This is a genomic window from Planctobacterium marinum, from assembly GCF_036322805.1.
Taxonomy (GTDB): domain Bacteria; phylum Pseudomonadota; class Gammaproteobacteria; order Enterobacterales; family Alteromonadaceae; genus Planctobacterium; species Planctobacterium marinum_A.
Window position 1 is genome coordinate 170,165 of the sequence record NZ_AP027272.1, and the last position, 17,755, is coordinate 187,919.

Annotated in this window: 14 protein-coding genes; 6 read left to right on the plus strand and 8 right to left on the minus strand. The window is 45.9% G+C overall.

Features of this window, described 5'->3' with window-relative positions:
- Positions 1-318: 318 nt before the first annotated feature.
- Both AABA75_RS00785 and AABA75_RS00790 read left to right on the plus strand, forming a co-directional pair.
- Positions 319-714, plus strand: a complete 396-nt coding sequence (locus tag AABA75_RS00785) for a c-type cytochrome (protein ID WP_338290426.1) — start codon at positions 319-321, stop codon at positions 712-714.
- Between the two features lie 171 nt (positions 715-885).
- Positions 886-3,540: a bifunctional diguanylate cyclase/phosphodiesterase gene (locus AABA75_RS00790; RefSeq protein ID WP_338290427.1), complete on the plus strand. Its 2,655-nt coding sequence runs from the start codon at positions 886-888 to the stop codon at positions 3,538-3,540.
- Positions 3,541-3,556: 16 nt separating this feature from the next.
- Here AABA75_RS00790 and rep read toward each other — a convergent pair whose 3' ends face one another.
- On the minus strand, positions 3,557-5,566 hold the full coding sequence (gene rep / locus AABA75_RS00795) for a DNA helicase Rep (RefSeq protein ID WP_338290429.1): 2,010 nt from the start codon (positions 5,564-5,566) through the stop codon (positions 3,557-3,559).
- 154 nt (positions 5,567-5,720) lie between these two features.
- On the opposite strand from rep, the gene ubiK reads away from it, so the two are divergent.
- A complete protein-coding gene (ubiK, locus tag AABA75_RS00800; RefSeq protein WP_338290430.1) occupies positions 5,721-6,023 on the plus strand; it encodes a ubiquinone biosynthesis accessory factor UbiK in 303 nt (100 codons plus the stop codon).
- Positions 6,024-6,035: 12 nt separating this feature from the next.
- On the opposite strand, the gene AABA75_RS00805 is transcribed toward ubiK, so the two are convergent.
- Positions 6,036-7,037: a GlxA family transcriptional regulator gene (locus AABA75_RS00805; protein ID WP_338290431.1), complete on the minus strand. Its 1,002-nt coding sequence runs from the start codon at positions 7,035-7,037 to the stop codon at positions 6,036-6,038.
- A gap of 119 nt (positions 7,038-7,156) precedes the next feature.
- Here AABA75_RS00805 and AABA75_RS00810 point away from each other — a divergent pair, with 119 nt between their 5' ends.
- Positions 7,157-7,345 (plus strand): hypothetical protein, encoded by a 189-nt coding sequence (locus AABA75_RS00810; RefSeq protein WP_338290432.1) that lies wholly within the window; start codon positions 7,157-7,159, stop codon positions 7,343-7,345.
- A 78-nt stretch (positions 7,346-7,423) separates the two neighbouring features.
- On the opposite strand, the gene ilvA is transcribed toward AABA75_RS00810, so the two are convergent.
- From ilvA to ilvG, 5 genes are read right to left on the minus strand one after another with little or no spacing between them, the layout of a single operon-like run.
- Complete coding sequence (ilvA, locus tag AABA75_RS00815; RefSeq protein WP_338290433.1) at positions 7,424-8,986, minus strand: threonine ammonia-lyase, biosynthetic; 1,563 nt, start codon at positions 8,984-8,986, stop codon at positions 7,424-7,426.
- Positions 8,987-8,990: 4 nt separating this feature from the next.
- Positions 8,991-10,841, minus strand: coding sequence for a dihydroxy-acid dehydratase (gene ilvD, locus AABA75_RS00820; RefSeq protein WP_338290435.1), 1,851 nt, complete (start codon positions 10,839-10,841; stop codon positions 8,991-8,993).
- A gap of 38 nt (positions 10,842-10,879) precedes the next feature.
- The gene (locus tag AABA75_RS00825; RefSeq protein WP_338290436.1) at positions 10,880-11,809 is read right to left on the minus strand and encodes a branched-chain amino acid transaminase; all 930 of its coding nucleotides are present in this window, start codon (positions 11,807-11,809) and stop codon (positions 10,880-10,882) included.
- 14 nt (positions 11,810-11,823) lie between these two features.
- Positions 11,824-12,075: an acetolactate synthase 2 small subunit gene (gene ilvM / locus AABA75_RS00830; RefSeq protein ID WP_338290437.1), complete on the minus strand. Its 252-nt coding sequence runs from the start codon at positions 12,073-12,075 to the stop codon at positions 11,824-11,826.
- Entirely contained in the window at positions 12,059-13,753 is a 1,695-nt protein-coding gene (gene ilvG, locus AABA75_RS00835; RefSeq protein WP_338290438.1) for an acetolactate synthase 2 catalytic subunit, read from the minus strand. The genes ilvM and ilvG overlap by 17 nt, the downstream gene beginning before the upstream one ends.
- Before the next feature lie 333 nt (positions 13,754-14,086).
- Between ilvG and AABA75_RS00840 the strand changes: the two genes are divergently transcribed.
- Positions 14,087-14,728 (plus strand): trimeric intracellular cation channel family protein, encoded by a 642-nt coding sequence (locus tag AABA75_RS00840; protein ID WP_338290439.1) that lies wholly within the window; start codon positions 14,087-14,089, stop codon positions 14,726-14,728.
- A 281-nt stretch (positions 14,729-15,009) separates the two neighbouring features.
- On the opposite strand, the gene AABA75_RS00845 is transcribed toward AABA75_RS00840, so the two are convergent.
- Positions 15,010-15,543: a hypothetical protein gene (locus AABA75_RS00845; protein ID WP_338290440.1), complete on the minus strand. Its 534-nt coding sequence runs from the start codon at positions 15,541-15,543 to the stop codon at positions 15,010-15,012.
- Positions 15,544-16,240: 697 nt separating this feature from the next.
- Between AABA75_RS00845 and AABA75_RS00850 the strand changes: the two genes are divergently transcribed.
- Positions 16,241-17,752 (plus strand): YifB family Mg chelatase-like AAA ATPase, encoded by a 1,512-nt coding sequence (locus AABA75_RS00850; RefSeq protein WP_338290441.1) that lies wholly within the window; start codon positions 16,241-16,243, stop codon positions 17,750-17,752.
- Positions 17,753-17,755: the final 3 nt, after the last annotated feature.

The following is a 17,755-nucleotide window of genomic DNA, read 5'->3' on the forward strand; positions in this document are numbered from 1 at the left end:
CATCATAAACACATCCCTGATGATCGTCACCCAGTCTCGACGTCCTGTCTCGCCGTTCATCACTCTCGGAGTGATTACCTATCACTCCTGGTCTTCTTCGAAGACCGTTCTTCACCCAGCTGAGCTACGGGTGCTGAACCGGGGCGTAATGATACGGATCTCCTCTACTTCAGGCAACTGCTTTGTCGGTATTCCATTAAGAAAAGCGAATTAGCGACGTATAATCACCAGATTCGGGTTGTCGCGGCGTATTAAGTGGCTATAATCGTTTCAGTTTAATAAATATCGGTCTACGACAGTAACTGCGGAACAAGAGAAATGAAGAAACTGCTAACCCTGATTTTATCCACCTGTCTTTTTGTATCAGTAGCACACGGTGCTAAAAAGGATACTGATGAGGAGATTGCTGAGCGCATCAAGCCGATTGGCAGTGTTCATGTTGCAGGTGCGGCTGCTGAATCTGCGGCTGCTGCAGGACCTCGCTCTGGTGCGGATATCTACAACACGGCTTGTGTTGCCTGTCATGCCAGCGGCGTGTTAGGTGCACCCAAAAAAGGTGATTTAGTCGCATGGCAAACCCGTATTGATGAGAAAACGTTTGATACCGTGTGGCAAAACGCCATCAATGGTATCGGTGGTATGCCACCTATGGGAACCTGTGGCAATTGCTCCAACGATGACATTAAAGCTGCTATCGAATTTATGATGGAATAGTTGTCGGGATGATTTTGATTGCTCCTTTCAAAAAGTAGCAACTAAGTATAAAACTTATTCCAAATATTCTAAGAAAAGACCACCTCAAAGGTGGTCTTTTTGTTAATGATACGTTATTTTTACCAGCGTCTTTCTGACAAATAATTATAAATACAATTTTAGCTGTGTGTGATGGAACAAGAAAATCAGGCTGGCGTACTGTCTGAGGATGAATTGCGGGAGTTAGTACCGCAGCTTCAAAAGGTGACAGAGAAGTACAAACGCGCCGAAGCCATTCAAAAAGCGTTATTCGATATTTCCGAGCTGTCTAGCTCGGTTAGCGAATTGTCACGCCTGTATTCTGCCGTTCACGATATCATTGCCAGCTTTATGCATGCTCGAAATTTTTATGTCGCTTTTTATGACGACACTGAGAGCATGGTGGATTTTGTTTATTTCGTGGATGAGTTTGATGAACTCACCATGCATGAAATGCCAGCCGACAAACTCAAAGATGGCTTCACCGGTTATGTTTTACAAACCGGTAATCACCTGTTTCTCACCAAAGAAAACTACGACGATAAAGTTAAAGAAATCGGCATCAGCAAACTGGGTACGCGTCCGGTAGATTGGATTGGCGTGCCCCTTAAACGCGGTCAGCGCATTATTGGTGTAATGGCGGTGCAAAGCTACGATGATGCGGTGCGCTACACTGATGATGATCTGGATATCTTGCTGTTTGTGTCGCAACACATTGTCACCACGGTAGACAGAGTAAAAACCCGTGAGTTGACGGAGAAAATCATTCGTCAGCGCACTAAGCAATTGCGGGATATTAACAACGAGCTGCAAGAAGAAATAAAAGAGCGGCAAAAGATTGAATCCTTGCAACAGGCACTATTTGAAATCTCCGAGTTATCCGCCACCATGGAAGGCGATATTCCCGACTTCTATGCCAATTTGCACGACATTTTGGCTCGCCTCATTCACGCCCCCAACCTGTATATTGCCACGCTAGATAAAGAGCGCCAGATTTTGCGTTTTCCTTATTTCAGTGACCAAAAAAATAAAGCAGCGACACCCAGACCACTAGGCACAGGTCTTACCGAATACGTTTTGAATCACGGTCGGGCTGAACTCATCGACGCTGAACGCGCTAAATCGTTGGCGGAAGCGGGGCACTTGTGCTCTGACGTTGCCGGTCGCATGCATGCCAGCAAAAATTCCTGGATAGGTGCGCCACTGATCGTTGATGGTGAAGTTTCCGGTGTTATTGGTATTCAGGCCTACAATGAAGATTACACATACGGTTTTAAAGATCTCGAGTTATTGCGTTTTGTTTCCCATCACATAGCCGTAGCGCTGGAACGTAAAAAAGCGGCAGAAGCCATCCATGCTTATAACAACGAGCTAACGCTGCGGGTTAAAGAGCGCACTCAGGAGCTGGATGAAACCAATGCCCATCTCAAAAAGCAAATTGAAGAGCGTAAACAAATTGAGTTGAAACTGATCCATGACGCACACCACGATGCGTTAACCGGTTTACCCAATCGAACCATGTTTATGAATCGTCTTGAGCTGGCATTAGCCAATAAGCAGCGTTTCCCAGAAAACAAGTTTGCGTTGTTGTTTATTGATTTAGACCGTTTCAAATTAATTAACGATACCCTTGGTCACCATGCAGGTGACAGCTTTCTCATTGAAGTGAGCTTGCGGGTTGACCAATGTATACGCGGTCACGATTTATTGGCTCGCTTGGGCGGAGATGAATTTGTGATCTTGCTGGACAACTTCGATGACGATGAAGACGTCGAAGAGGTGTCTCAGCGCATATTAGAAACCTTGAGCAAACCCTTTTGTCTTGATGGTTCTGAAATGTATTCTGGTGGCAGTATTGGTATAGCCTACATTGAAAGCTGGTATCAAACTGCGGATGAAATTATCCGCGATGCGGACTCTGCCATGTACCAAGCCAAATCGCTAGGTCGTGGCCGTTATGTAATGTTTGATCAAAGTATGCGAGAAAAGCTACTGGAAGAGTTGGAGTTGGAAAATGAATTCCGACGCACGCTGAAGTTAAAAGCGTTCGACTGTCATTATCAGCCAGTGATCCACCTTGGCAGTAGCGAAACCATTTATCATGAGTGTTATGTACGTTGGGTACATTCCACTATCGGTAGTGTGAAGAAGGATCAATTCCTGCGTATTATCGAGCATAGTGGCATGATTATGGAGATGGACCACTTTATGCTGGAGAAGGCCTGTCAAATTCTCAAAGGAGAAGAAGATGCGCCATTTGTTTCACCCGATGATAAAGTCGCCATAAATCTCTCTGTAAATCACCTGATGCAAGCCTCCTTGGTAAATCAGCTTATCGAGACCGTCATGGCCAGTGGCATTTCGCCGGAACGATTAGTGATTGAAATCGACGAAAGTTTACTGAGTAGAAAGTCTCAGCAAGTCTTGCAATCCATTAAGATGTTAAAAAATGCTGGCGTGACCCTGGTATTGGACAACTTTGGCAATGGCCTGGCTTCGCTCAATTATCTTTGTTCGTATCCATTTGATTACGTGAAATTTGATCGCAAGTTTGTACGTTCGTTACCTGCTTCTGAGCAAAACCTTAAGCTGATCCAATCGGTGCAGCAAATATCACAACATTTTGGCTTCCAGTTGATTGCCGAAGGTATTGAGAATACAGCTCAATGTGAGGCTTTGGTGAGTATCGGTTGTGAACTCGGGCAAGGTTCATTTTTGACGGAAAGCCAAAAAGAACTGGCCTCCTCTGGTGATCTGGCCGAAAAAAAAATTGAAGACGACGAGAAAGTTATTCCCTTAACGGCATAGCCATAAGAGCCGCCATTTAGCGCAACATATCCCTTAAATTAGCAATACCCACTTCGCCTTTTTTCTGCTTTTCCTCTTTACTGGCTGGTGGCTTTTTGTTTTCCCACACTACATCATCAACGGGCAGTTCAAACAGGAATCGGCTGGGCTCGGGGTTGCTAACTTCGCCGAACTGACGACGCTCTTTGGCGAGGGAGAATATTAATTCTTGTTGCGCGCGGGTAATGCCAACGTACGCCAGGCGGCGTTCTTCCTCGACATTGTCTTCATCGATACTGCTTTGGTGAGGCAATAACCCTTCTTCCATCCCCACCATAAAGACATAAGGAAACTCCAGACCTTTTGAGGCGTGTAAGGTCATGAGTTGTACGGCGTCACTGGCGTCTTCCTCTTCACTCTTTTCCATCATGTCCCGCAAGATAAGTCGATTGACGACTTCTACTAAGGTCATGGGTGGCTCGCTTTCATTTCCTTCCAACATACCTTGTACCCATCCGTATAGGGTGCTGATATTCGCTAGCGTCATTTCTGCAGCTTTGGGGGAGGCGCTGGTTTCATAAACCCACTCTTCGTATTTGGCACCTTTAATCAGGTCCCGTAACGCTGCATTAGTGTCACCGCGTTCGGCGTTGTCTGCCAACTCCACTATCCAGCGGCCAAAGTTTTGCACTGCCATAAGTGACTTACCGCTCAGCACATGTTGCAGGTGAGGTGAGACGGTGGCTTCAAACAAGGATATATGTTCCTGATTGGCAAAGTTGCCCAATTTTTCTAATGTGGCGCGACCAATGCCTCTGGTGGGGGTGTTGATTACGCGTAACAATGCGGTATCGTCATCGTGGTTAACTAATAAGCGCAGGTAGGCCATGATGTCTTTAATTTCAGTACGTCCGAAAAATGACATGCCGCCGCTGATTTTGTAGGGTATGCGGTTGAGCATTAAAGACTTTTCGAATGGGCGTGACTGATGATTGCCGCGATACAAGATGGCGTAGTCTTTGTAACTGGTGCGGTTCATAAACTTGTGCGACATTAATTCTGCCACTACCCGTTCTACTTCGTGATCTTCGTTTTTACACTCCAAAACTTTCAGTTCTTCACCGTAGCTGAGCTCTGAGAACAACCGTTTGTCAAAATCATGAGGGTTGTTCTGAATGAGAATATTGGCACAGTGTAGTATCCGACCAGAAGAACGGTAGTTCTGCTCCAGCATGATCACCCGTAAATTGGGATAATGCTCTTTGAGTAATACCAGGTTTTGTGGCTTCGCACCGCGCCAGGAGTATATGGACTGATCGTCATCACCCACCACAGTAAAACGGGCGCGCTCACCCACCAACAGTCGCACCAATTCATATTGACTGGTATTGGTATCCTGATACTCATCCACCAACATGTAGCGGATTTTGTTTTGCCACTTTTGTCGCACCCGCTCGTTTTGCTGCAATAGTAAGGTAGGCAGCAATATCAAATCATCAAAATCCAGAGCGTTGTAGGCCTGTAAGTGTTGTTGATAACGCAAATAAACTTGAGCAAACTCTTTTTCGCCACTGGAGCTCACTTGTTTTAACAGTTGTTCTGGCGTGATGAGGTCGTTTTTCCAGTTAGAGATACAGCTTTGCAACAGTGACAGCTGCTCTTTGTCACCATCAATGGTGTCTTCCGTGAGATCTTTTAATAAAGCAATTGTGTCCTTATCATCAAACAAGGAAAAGCCCGGCTTGATATTCAGCGCTTTGGTTTCCGATTTGATAATACCCAAACCTAAAGTGTGAAAGGTGGATACTTTTAAGCCTCGCGCTTCGGTTTTCCCCAGCGTCTGTCCAACCCGCTCCTTCATTTCCCGTGCTGCTTTATTGGTAAAGGTTACGGCAGCGATATAACGCGCAGGGACATCACATTCCCTAACCAGATAGGCTATTTTGTTAGTGATTACACGTGTCTTACCACTACCAGCGCCAGCCAATACCAGGCAGGGGCCAGAGATGTATTTTACAGCATCGTCTTGTTGTGGGTTGAGTTTCATAAGATTCGCTTTGTTAAAATACCGGGAAAATCAGGGCGGCTGATTTTACACGAGAAGATAAAAATAATCTGTGTAAAGCATCACAAAAAGTTGAGATGCGCTAGAATTGGCCCCACACTGAGGTTAAACCGCTATTATATCAGGATGCAATAACATGGTAATCGACCCCAAAAAGCTAGAAGAAATCGCCAATAAAGTGGTAGACAGTATCCCGCCGGGGGTCAAACAAATGGCTGAAGGTGTTGATGCCAAGGTAAAACAGGCCTTACAACATCAGTTGAGCCGACTGGACTTTGTTTCACGTGAAGAGTTTGATGTGCAAACCTCGGTACTGCAGCGCACCAGAGAAAAGCTTATTACATTAGAAGCGCGCCTGGATGAACTGGAGAAAGCCAAAAGCATAAGTAGCGCAGAAACCAATGATACTAAGGTCCTCGAGTCTAAAGACAATGCCTAGTGTGGCAGCAATTTACACAGCCCTTGGCATGTTATAGCTAAATCGCTCCCGATAGTTCTTAGGTGATAATTGGGTGTGACTGGTAAACAGCTTGCGAAACGAAGCAACATCCTCATAGCCTACCTTCAAAACAATTTGCTCCACCGGCAAATTAGTGGATTCAAGGTAGTGCTTGGCTTTTTCTATTCGGATCTTTTGCAAATAATTGAGTGGTGTTTCGCCACAGGCATTCTTAAAGCGGCGAATGAGGGTGCGTTTGCTCACCGCGAACTGTTCACAGATAGCGTCCAGAGAAAAAGGTTCAGCGTAGTGAGACATCATCCAGGCTTGCACTCGCTCCACCACTGCATCGTGTTTGTTGATAATAAATGCGGTATCAATAAAAGGTTGTTGTGACAAACGCTGTTTATCCAGTAACAACAATTTTGACATTTGGGTGGCAAAGATATCGTTGGTCATCTTTTCCAGCATGGCCATACAAACACTGAAGTAAGAGGTTGTGGCACCACCAGTGATAAGGTTTTGGTGCTCAACCACTAATTCGTCCATTTTAAGCTTCACCTCAGGAAAGTGTTCTGTGAACAGGTTTTTCATCCACCATACCGTAGTAGCGGGGGCACCATCGAGAACTCCTGTTCTTGCTAAACCAAATGTACCCGTGCAGTAGCTGGCGATAACTTTACCTTGTTGATGCTCTTGTTTTATTACCGCGGAGATACAGTCGCAACTATTGAGATAGGCTTCCATGTGGGTACGGTTGTGGGCAAAGATAGACACCAGAAATACCGCATCACCGGGTTCATACTCACTGATATTTCTCGCCTTGATGCTGATCCCTGTATCACTTTTTATTTCACTACCTTGTGTTGTGTATATCTGACAGTGAAACAGCTTATCTTCACAATCCGGGTGCAGGTAGCGCCAGAAGATATTACAAAACTCCATGAAATCCACGATGCCAGTGAGGCTGGAGATAACGCAATTAGGTGTCGCGATAATATTGATGGTTTTCATATTTCCAGCTCTCCTCAGAATGATTTGGCAATATAGGCATTTATATTGTCATTATTGCCACTTATTTGTCAGATTGCAACTGGATATTATATGTACAACTTCAAAGAGGAGAGCAAACCATGAAACGTTTATTAAAATTGCCTGTTATTATGCTGACGCTGGTTATTGGTTGGGCGCTGATGATCTGGATGCAATGGAATCTGAACCACGAAGCTTCTGTCAATCTTGTTGCCATGCCGTTAATGATGCTGGTAATGGCATTTTTAGCCGCTCTTGCGGCACAGGGCTCTGATGGTACAAACCATTGAGTTGCATTACAGCGAAACAAAGAAGCTAATCAGCTCAGTGTACTCTGAGCTGATTGTTTTACGTTTTGGAGTGGCGAATTAAAATACGCCGTTGAGATCTGACAAGAAGAACTTATAGGCCGGATTTTCGCTTTGATCTTCAAAGTAATAACCCAGCTTTTCCAGATGTTGGGAAAAGGTAATTCTTTCAGCTTCTGGCACATCAAACCCTGCTAATACTAAACCTTCAGCTGCACCGTGATTGCGATAGTGAAACAGTGTGATATTCCATTGTTCACCCAAGGTAGTTAAAAAGTTGAGTAAAGCCCCGGGTTGTTCAGGAAACTCAAATGAGTAAAGGCGCTCATTTAGCAGCGAAGGAGGCCTACCTCCCACCATGTATCTGACATGCAATTTAGCAATCTCATTGTCAGACATATCAAACCACTTGTAGTCTTGCTGATCCAGTTTATCAGTGATCTCTTTATATTCGTCTTTACCGCGGCGCAGTTTGATGCCTACAAAGATGTGTGCGGTTTTTCCGGTAGAAAAGCGATAATTGAATTCCGTTATGGCCTGTTTTCCCAGGATGTCGCAAAACTCTTTAAAGGCACCTTTTCGCTCCGGAATCCGAACGGCGAACACGGCTTCTTTTTGCTCGCCCAGTTCACATCGCTCTGAGACATAACGCAAGGTGTGAAAATTTATGTTGGCGCCACACAAAATCCCGGCTAGCTTTTGATCCTTAATATTATTTTCAAGAACATATTTTCTTATACCGGCAATCGACAGTGCACCTGCGGGCTCTGCGATAACCCGGGTGTCTTCAAAGATTTCTTTGATGGCGGCACAAATCTCATCGCTGTTGACTGTGATCACTTCATCCACGAAACGCTCACACAAGCGAAAGGTTTCTTGCCCCATGGTCTTTACCGCAACCCCGTCAGCAAAAATACCCACAGAAGGCAATGTCACGGGCTTGCCAGCGACAAGTGCCGCCTTAAAACAGGATGAATCTTCAGCTTCAACTGCGACAATTTTTATATCCGGCTTTAGTTGCTTGATGAATACTGCAATACCGGCCGCCAAACCTCCACCACCAACAGCGATGAACAATGTATCCAGGTGGGGGTTTTGTTCCAGCAACTCCCGCGCGATAGTGCCTTGTCCAGCAATAACGTCTGGAGTATCAAAGGGCGGGATCATGGTATAGCCATACTCTGCAGCCAACCTCTTGGCTTCATCGCTGGCAGCGTCGAAGCTGGTGCCGTGCAAAATAATATTGACCCAGTCGCCACCGAAGGAACGTACGGCCTCAACTTTGATATCTGGCGTGGTTTCCGGCATCACGATCGTGGCACGAATTTTTTTCTTGAATGCCGAATAGGCAACGCCCTGAGCGTGATTTCCGGCTGATGCGGCGATTACGCCTTTTTGCAGAGCCTCATCGCTTAATTGTGATATACAGTTGTAAGCGCCGCGCAGTTTAAAGGATTTAACCGGTTGTTGGTCTTCACGCTTTAACCAAACTTCATTACCCATGGCTTGAGACAGGCGCTGCATGTATTGTAGGTCGGTATTCTTAGCCACGTCATAAACAGGCGACAGCAGTACTTTACGCAAATACTCGCTGTCGGAAACCAGATTCTTTTCCTCTGTCATACACCTAGCCTTTTAGCTTGGAGACGTCGCGCACCGCGCCTTTGTCAGCGCTGGTAGCCATGGCGGCAAACACTTTTAAGGCATTTGAGATTGGACGTTCTCTATCAACTGGTTGCCAGGGTTTCTCTGAAGCTTCCATCTCGCTGCGGCGTTTCGCCATTTCGGTTTCGCTGATATCGACATTAATGGTGCGATTTGGAATATCAATAATGATGGTATCACCTTCCTGCACCAGGCCGATTCCGCCGCCGCTGGCTGCCTCAGGCGAACAATGGCCGATAGACAGGCCAGAAGTACCACCGGAAAAGCGTCCATCGGTGATCAAAGCACAGGCTTTGCCCAAGCCCTTGGATTTCAGGTAAGAAGTGGGATATAACATTTCCTGCATACCCGGACCGCCTTTAGGACCTTCGTAACGGATAATAACCGTGTCTCCGGCAACAACTTCATCATTTAATATGGCATCAACCGCAGCATCCTGGCTTTCATAGATGCGGGCACGACCGGTAAACTTCCAGATGGACTCATCGACACCAGCCGTTTTTACGATACAACCATCTTCGGCAATATTACCGAATAACACCGCTAAACCGCCTTCCTGGCTGTAGGCATGTTCGATACTTCGGATACAACCATTTTCTCTGTCGGTATCGGGCTCAGGGTAACGGCAATCTTGACTGAATGCCTGCGTTGTTCGGATGCCTGCCGGACCTGCGGAATAGAAAGTAAGTGCTTGCTTGTTATCAGAATTAACAATATCCCAGTTAGCGATTACTTCGCCAATGGTGCTACCCAAAACGTGATTGCAATCAGAATGCAACAAGTTACCACGCTCCAGTTCAGCCAGAATTCCCAGCACACCTCCGGCCCTGTGCACGTCTTCCATGTGGTATTTATTGGTGGCGGGTGCCACTTTAGACAAGTGGGGAACCTTGCGCGACAAGCGATCAATATCATTCATGGTGAAAGGGATGTTGCCTTCAATCGCAGCAGCCAATAAATGCAAGATGGTGTTGGTGGAACCGCCCATGGCGATATCCAGACTCATGGCATTTTCAAAGGCATTGAAGTCGGCAATATTACGGGGCAGCACGTTGTCGTTATCTTGCTCGTAATAGGCTTTGCACATGGCAACAATTTGATGCCCTGCCTGGATAAACAGTTTTTCCCTATCAGCATGGGTGGCCAGCAAAGAACCATTACCCGGTAGAGACAAGCCCAATGCCTCCGTCAGACAGTTCATAGAATTAGCCGTGAACATACCCGAACAAGAGCCGCAGGTAGGACAAGCAGAACGCTCGATTTGCTCAGTTTCTTCGTCGGATACTTTGTCGTCTGCTGCTGCCACCATGGCGTCTACCAAATCCAACTTAATGATTTGGTCCGAAAGCTTAGTTTTACCGGCTTCCATGGGGCCACCGGAAACAAATATGGTAGGAATATTGAGACGCATTGCTGCGTTTAACATTCCCGGTGTGATCTTGTCACAGTTTGATATACAGACAATGGCATCAGCGCAATGGGCGTTGACCATGTACTCAACTGAGTCGGAGATCAGATCCCGCGAGGGCAGGCTATAAAGCATACCGTCATGACCCATGGCAATGCCATCATCGACCGCAATGGTGTTGAATTCTTTAGCAACACCTCCTGCAGCTTCGACTGCTCTGGCAACCAATTGCCCCAAATCTTTGAGGTGTACATGGCCGGGAACAAATTGAGTGAATGAGTTGGCAATGGCAATAATAGGCTTGCCAAAGTCATTATCTTTCATTCCTGTGGCGCGCCAGAGGGCTCTGGCACCTGCCATATTTCTACCATGAGTGGTGGTTGCTGAACGCAGTCGTTTTGGCATTTTTACTACCTATATCAATGAATTAAAATTAAGAATATTTATTCTACTGGTGTTAACCAGCCCCACTTATCTTCGGTTTGACCGTTGAACAAACCAAAGAAAGCGCTTTGTACTTTTTCCGTAATCGGGCCACGTCCACCGTTACCTACGGGAATGCCATCGACACTGCGCACCGGAGTTACTTCGGCAGCGGTACCGCACATCAAGACTTCGTCAGCGAGGTATAAAGATTCACGCGGAATATTCTCTTCGCGTACTTCATAGCCCATTTCACGTAATAAGGTCATGACGGTGTCGCGGGTGATACCTGGCAAGATAGCGGCAGTTTTTGGTGTGGTGGCTACAACGCCGTTGCGGATAACGAACAGGTTTTCACCGGCACCTTCACTCACGTAGCCGTTTACATCTAATGCAATACCTTCACCATAACCGTGACGACGAGCTTCCATAGAAATAAGCTGTGAAGACATATAGTTACCACCGGCTTTCGCACCAGTAGGCATGGTATTAGCAGCGAGACGGTTCCAGGAGGATACACCTGCATCTACACCGTTTTTCAGTGCTTCATCACCCAGGTACGCCCCCCAAGGGAAAGCGGCAATAGCCAGGTCGGTTTCAGTACCAAATGGTACTTGCAGACCCATGCCGATATCACCGTAGAAAGCGATAGGACGGATGTAAGCGGATTTCAGGTTGTTCTTTCTCAGAATGTCCAGGGTTGCCTGATTAATCTGCTCTTCGGTAAATGGGATAGTCATGCGATAGACTTTGGCAGAATCAAACAAACGACGCGTGTGCTCTTGCATGCGGAATACACAAGGACCTTTGTCCGGCGTATCATAAGCACGCACACCTTCAAATACGGATGAACCATAGTGAATCGCGTGGGTAAGAACATGAACAGTGGCTTTTTCCCAAGGGATGATTTCGCCATTGAACCAAATATGATCTGCAAGTTTTTTAGACATTGTTATTTCCTAGATTATGCCGTTGCCTGTAGTGGCAACTCATGTTGAATTGTTAATCGAGCCAGATCATACAACTTATTCAGTTGACTGGTTAGTATGTTAATGGATTGTTGGCCAGAAACTTTTAGCTGAACTGTCAACTTATCCTGTCCTTGGGGCTGCATTTGCAGCGCTTCCAGTTGAAATTGTCGATAACGCACCACCTGAAGGACACGCTCTAATGCAGCGGGCTGATTATTTAAATGCAGTTCAATTTGATATTGCATGGTGTTCCTCCATCATGTTGTGGTTAGCGGTGTTGGGTGGCACTATAGGCCACACATTTTCTTGTGAATTGAGTCGAACGTGCAGTAAGCAAGGTGCCGGGTTGTTTAAAAACCAATCCAAAGATTTTTCTACTTCGGCAACTTTACTTAGCACTTGTGCCTGTAGGCCAAAGGCTTTGGCAACCTGAGCAAATTCTGGGTTATCAGATAAATCGGTTTCGCTGTAGCGCTCTTCATTGAATAGCTCTTGCCACTGCTTCACCATCCCTAATCGCTGATTGTCCATAATGAGTATCTTTACCGGGATTTGATAACGATTAAGGGTTGCCAGCTCCTGTATATTCATCATGAAGGAACCATCGCCGCATACGGCAACCACCTTGTTTTGTGGATTTTCCAGTTGTGCACCCATTGCCGCCGGTAAGCCAAAGCCCATGGTGCCAAGGCCGCCGCTAGTTAAGTGACAAGCAGGGGAGGAGAACTGCATGTGCTGAGCTACCCACATTTGATGCTGACCAACATCACAGCAGACAATATCCCTGTTGTTTAAGCGATTACTGAGTTGGCGTAATAGTTTTGGCCCGGAAATAAAGTTGTCTTGAGCACCAAATTCATAGCTTTTGGCGTGCTCCAGCAATTGCGACCGACAGCGCTTTTGCCACTCGCCGATGTTTAAATCGCTACTCAGTTTCGCTATCACTTGTTTTAAGTCCGCTTGAATGGCGGCATCAGCGGTGCGGCGTTTACCGATCTCTGCGGCATCGATATCGATGTGAATGAGTTTTGCATTGGGGGCAAATTCGTCTAACTTACCTGTGGCTCTGTCGTCCAGTCTGGCCCCGGCAACAATTAACAGGTCTGCTTCCTGAACGGCGTAGTTGGCGGGGGGTAAACCATGCATGCCCAACATACCCAGATTTAACGAGTAATCTTTGTCGATGGTACCCAAACCCTTGAGGGTTGATACAACGGGTATCCTGGAGCGTTGAACAAACTCATTGAGTTCTGCTTGTGCCTTGGCCATCAGTACACCACCGCCTACGTATAACACCGGGCTTTTACTGTTTTTAAGTAGCTGATTGGCGATTGCGATTTCTTGTAAATTATTGCTTTCTAATGGATTTAAATGAGAATTCATGTTCTCTTTTGAATCTTCCTGTAAGTGGCAGTGCTCATCGGGTAGCTCAGCCATTAACACGTCTTTGGGAATATCCACTAATACCGGACCGGGTCTGCCCTCACTTGTCAGTGTCCAGGCTTGCTGCAAAATATCGGGTAATTGAGCAACACTTTGTACCACAAAACTGTGTTTGGTGATGCTCAGTGACAACCCTAATACATCCACCTCTTGGAAGGCATCGCTGCCCATGGCCGTTGTAGGCACCTGGCCGGTCAATACCAATAACGGCACGGAATCCAGTTTGGCATCGGCAATGGCAGTTAACAGGTTGGTAGCGCCTGGACCTGAAGTGCCAAGGCACACCGCCGTTTGATTGCTACTACGGGCCTGACCAATAGCAGCGAATGCGGCACCTTGCTCATGCCGTGTTAGATAGTGCTCAATGCCAGACTCCAGCATGGCATCATATAGGGGCATGACTGCGCCACCGGGATAACCAAAGATCCGTTTGCAGTCTTGTTTTTCTAAAAACGCCAGTGTGTATTGTGCACCATTCATAATGTTTTCTTTTTTCAGTGGCCTAAAACGAAAAAACCCCCGGACTTTCGTGCGGGGGTTTTGCTAAATTCGGTATTTTCAAAAACCTATAGCCGACCCCGCAGCGAGCTAATAATCACCACGACCACGACAATGAGGCTGTTTGCAACAGTCTGCATTTTGTCTTGATTCAGGTTAAGAGTCGGGTTCATTAGTCTTCTTTTTTCGGGATGCCGTGGCATCAGTTTTCGTCACTTTTTATACAACTACCACAGCTAAAGTTTTTATCGCAAGCTTTATTTTTAGATTTTTTACATTAGTCTGTGCACTAGCGTGATTTAATGAGAGCAGAATGTGAGTACCTGGCTGTATTGGGTGGACCTTGCTGGTGTGGCAGTTTTTGCTATTTCTGGCACGTTAATGGCCTTCAGAAAAAGTATGGATGGCTTTGGTGTTGTTGTATTGGCTGCGGTTACCGCGATAGGCGGCGGCACATTGAGGGATATGATCCTGAACGTACCCGTCTACTGGCTTACCGATAAAAACTTTTTTATTGTGATCCTGGTGGCAGCACTGGGCACTATGGCAATGCTGCGGGTAACTCATTGGTTTCCCATGCGTTATTTGCTGTTGGCAGATGCTATTGGTTTGGCGTTTTTCAATATGATGGGCTTACAAAAGGCCTTGGCATATGGCACCACCCCATTTGTGGCGGTTTTTATGGGGGTTATGACTGGCGTGTTTGGCGGCCTGATACGCGATGTGATCTGTCGTGAAATTCCCTTGGTTCTGCGCGGCGAGCTGTATGCCATGACTTGTGTGGCGGGCGGCATCGTTTACATTCTGACTGAAACCTACCTGCACAACATGCACCTGGCCATGTTTCTCTGTGTCGCCACAACCCTGCTATTGCGCGTTGCAGCCATCCACTGGCATTGGCATTTTTGGGTGTTTAAAGCCAGTGATCATCCCATGTTGCGCAACCCAGACGAGTAAACTCAAACAGCGTAGAACCAGACCTCTTTATGTTGCAAAAAGTGAAATGTGGTGTTTTATATAATTCAATTTCCGCAATAAGGGTTTCTTGTTAAAGTGTTTGAAAGAGTCTGGGTTAACCGTTGTTTTCGTCACACTAAACAACCAAAAATTACACAATTATTTTCGATGAGATGGTGAGTAAGGGGCAACTCGAAAAGCAAATGTACTTACTCAGGTAGGGAGTCCTTTGAGCTGGCCCCTATGCGGTTTTAAAGCGAAATGTTTAAAAAAAGATGGTGTTAATAGGTTTCACCTCGGCTTAATCTGAAGCTGTGGTTTTCCACATAACAGCCACTTTTTTGAATGATCTTCATTATTTCTGAGGAAAGATCGTTGTCAGGTATTACGTATTTTTCATTATCAACAGAGACAGAGGCAAATACCAAAACTCCAGGGTTAAGAAGTTCTTCCAGCGTAGAGCTCTTTAGAATAACAATCTTTCCGTCAAAAGTGACATCTTTTGGATGTTCGAACTTTTTATCACTTATCAATGCCGGGTCTTTAGAAATATATCCAAGATAGCCTTCATCTAACATTTGCTTCTGAAAACCAGACATTGAAGGCGAAAAATATGAATAAACCGGAACTTTCCAGTGTTTGTGGGTGTTATAAAAAAGGCGATCAGTATTAACCACCATTGGATTAAAGCACTTGCTGTAAATGGTTGTGCTTGTCCCCCATTTTAAGTAAATAAAGAAAAACCACAGACTAAAAATTAGCAATAAAATCTTTAGTGTTATTTTTAATGTTGAATCGTGTTTTTTAATAATCATGGGCAGTTAGTTGGTGAGGCTGCGTGCATACTCTTCGTTCTCATCTATCTTATCTGCAGCAATGAACCATCAAAATACTTCGCCGATGTACAAAAGGACAACTAAAGAAACAATGAACAGTGCTAATAGAAAAATGCTTGCCTGCTTCCATTGCCCTTTGAAGAGAGAAAACAACAATACGATTAATACAATGGACTCCACAAATATCTGAAAAGGAAAAACGCCAAAGCTATAAATAGCAAATAGCGAGCTCATATCCGTACCAGAACATTGAAAATCCGTTATGAAGCATCCTAAGAGAATAAATCCAAGTGGAATCAGATGGTTAATAGTGCCAGCTATTAGTGCCTTATTCATTGTTTGTCTCTTATTGTTTTCAACAAAGTAACAATTCCGTGCATTGCTTCGAACCTAACTGAATGTAATTTGCCATTTTTCAAACTTTGACTCTGAAGCGCTGACCCTGGTATTGCTTGGGAATCGGGAATTATCGTCAGAGCTCAAAAAGCGAGTACAAAACTCATGTAAGTCCTTTTGTGGTTTGCATTTGATATTTTGTGAGCAATGCAGTCTATAGAAAAACACTAATCGGTCAAATATATGCACCAATTGTGTGAAAACTGTACTTTTTACAGCTTGTTTCAGGCGTTAGCTCACTTACACTGGAGTATTGTTGTACCAGCAAAAGGAGTTGCTTGTGGCATTGGCAGTTGTAAAAACCCGCGCGGTGGTGGGCATTGAAGCCCCTTTGGTAACGGTCGAAGTGCATTTATCCAATGGTTTGCCGGGGTTTAATATCGTTGGCTTACCCGAAGCTTCTGTGAGAGAAGCCAGAGACAGGGTGCGCAGTGCCTTAATCAACTCGCAATTTGAATTTCCCGCCAAAAAAATCACGGTTAATCTCGCGCCAGCGGATTTGCCTAAAGAGGGCGGCAGATTTGATCTAGCCATTGCCATTGGCATTGTTGCCGCTTCAGGATTACAGCCGGAAATTCACTGTGACGACTATGAGTTTGTAGGAGAACTGGCGTTATCCGGTGAATTGCGGCCGGTGAGTGGTATCTTGCCAGTGTCGGTGGCGGCTCGCGACGCTCAGCGTAAGCTCATCATTCCGCAGGAAAATGGCAAAGAAGCCATGTTGGTTTCCGATGCACAGGTATTTTGTGGGCGTAATTTTTACGAAGTGTACCAGCATTTAAGTGGTCAGAGCCCGTTAGCGCAAGTTCAGGCTTGTGCAAAGCCGGAGTACACCGAAGCACCGCAGGATATGGCGGAGGTAATAGGTCAGGAGCAAGCTAAGCGAGCACTTACTATTGCTGCGGCAGGCCGGCATAATATTGTATTTTGCGGTCCACCAGGAACCGGGAAAACCATGCTGGCTTCCAGGTTGGCAGGTTTACTACCTGCAATGTCAGAAAAGGAATCGCTACAAACGGCCACAGTGAATTCCGTGGCCAACTTGCCGTTTAATCGGGAAACCTGGCGACAACGGCCTTTTCGGGCACCGCACCATACCTCTTCGGCGGTGTCTTTGGTGGGGGGAGGTAGTAAACCCATGCCTGGTGAGATCAGCCTGGCCCATAATGGCGTATTGTTTCTGGATGAGTTAACGGAATTTCCCCGGAAAGTACTGGATGTACTACGAGAACCTTTGGAAGCTGGTAAAATAACCATTTCCAGAGCGGCCCAAAAAGCGGTATTCCCGGCAAAATTTCAGCTGATTGCGGCGTTAAATCCAAGCCCGTCAGGAGATATTCATGATGGCAGGCACACTCCCGAGCAAATCATAAAATACCTTAACCGGGTATCGGGACCGTTTCTGGATCGCATTGATTTGCAGGTGGATGTGCCACGCATGTCCAGAGCTGAATTCAGTCAGGCAAGGATGCATCAAAGCCAAACAACGGCTCAGATAAAAGCTCAGGTAGAGCAGGCCAGAGCACGGCAACAACATCGGGCAGGCAAGTTAAACGCCGAGCTATCCACTACTGAAGTGAAACAAACCTGTGGATTAAAGGAGGCGGATCAACACTTTTTAGACATGGCCATAGAAAAGTTGCAGCTGTCCATCCGAACTTATCAACGTATTTTGAAAGTGGCGCGCACCATTGCTGACCTCTCAGAGTCTGAGCAAATACAACGACAACACTTGGCTGAGGCTTTGGGTTATCGTGCATTGGACCGCATTATCGCCAATTTATTGCGTTAGAAA